The sequence below is a fragment of the Bradyrhizobium sp. IC4059 genome, from assembly GCF_020193615.1.
GTDB lineage: Bacteria > Pseudomonadota > Alphaproteobacteria > Rhizobiales > Xanthobacteraceae > Bradyrhizobium > Bradyrhizobium yuanmingense.
This window is the reverse complement of record NZ_JADYVH010000038.1, coordinates 1-1,121: the sequence shown is the minus strand read 5'-3', so window position 1 is coordinate 1,121 and position 1,121 is coordinate 1. Positions and strand designations below refer to the sequence as shown.

General features: G+C 70.1%; 1 protein-coding gene. It reads left to right on the top strand.

Annotated elements, in window-relative coordinates; translation table 11 throughout:
• On the top strand, positions 1-1,121 hold a 1,121-nt coding region (locus I6F12_RS36985), incomplete at both ends, for a DUF1522 domain-containing protein (RefSeq protein WP_225158543.1).

Sequence of the window (1,121 nt, the reverse complement as noted above, 5' to 3'; positions counted from 1 at the left end):
CAGTCGCTCGACAACCGCGCCAGCGACATCAACAATCTGCTCGACGGCATCGCCAACGGCGTGCAGGTGCTGCAGGCCGCCAACACCGGCCTGACCTCGCTGCAGAAGCTGATCGACTCTGCCAAGTCGATCGCCAACCAGGCGCTGCAGACCACGGTCGGCTACTCCACCAAATCCAACGTCTCCACCACGATCGCAGGTGCGACGGCGGCCGACCTGCGCGGCACGACGTCCTATGCCAGCGCGACCGCGAGCAGCAACGTGCTCTACAACGGCACCGCCGGCGGTACGACGGCCGCGAGCGGCACCACGACGCTCGGCGCCACCATCGGCACCCTGACCGGTGCGGCGGCGACGGCCGGCGACGGCACCACCGCGCTGACCGGTGCGATCACCCTGATCGCGAACGGTGCGGCGACGGCGACCGGCCTGGTCGGCAACGCCCAGCCCGCTGACGGCGACACGCTGACGGTCAACGGCAAGACCATCACCTTCCGCGCGGGTTCTGCCCCGGCGAGCACCGCGGTTCCGACCGGCTCGGGCGTCAGCGGCAACCTCGTCACCGACGGCAGCGGCAACACCACCGTCTATCTCGGCACCACGGCTGCGCCGGCTGCGACCGTCAGCGACCTGCTGACCGCGGTCGACCTCGCCAGCGGCGTCAAGACGGCTGCCATCAGCGCCGGTGCTGCGACGATCGCGACCAGCGTCAGCCAGACTGCCTCGAGCGTCGCTGCGGGCGCCGTCACGCTGAGGAGCTCCACGGGTGCTGATCTGTCCGTGACCGGACGCGCCGACCTGCTCAAGGCGCTCGGTGTGTCCTCGTCGGTCGGCGGCGGCAATGCCACCGTCAACGTCAACCGCACGACCAGCGCAGCCTCGCTGGGTGCGACGATCACCGACGGTTCGACGCTGAACGTCAACGGCAAGGTCATCACCTTCAAGAACGCGCCGACCCCGGGCTCGGCCGGTGCTCCGGCCGTTGCCAGCGGCTACGGCGCGAGCGGTGCGGTCGTCACCGACGGCGACGGCAATTCGACCGTCTATCTGCAGGCCGGCACGGTTGCCGACGTGCTGAACGCGATCGACCTTGCCACCGGCGTGCAGACCGCGACCATCGC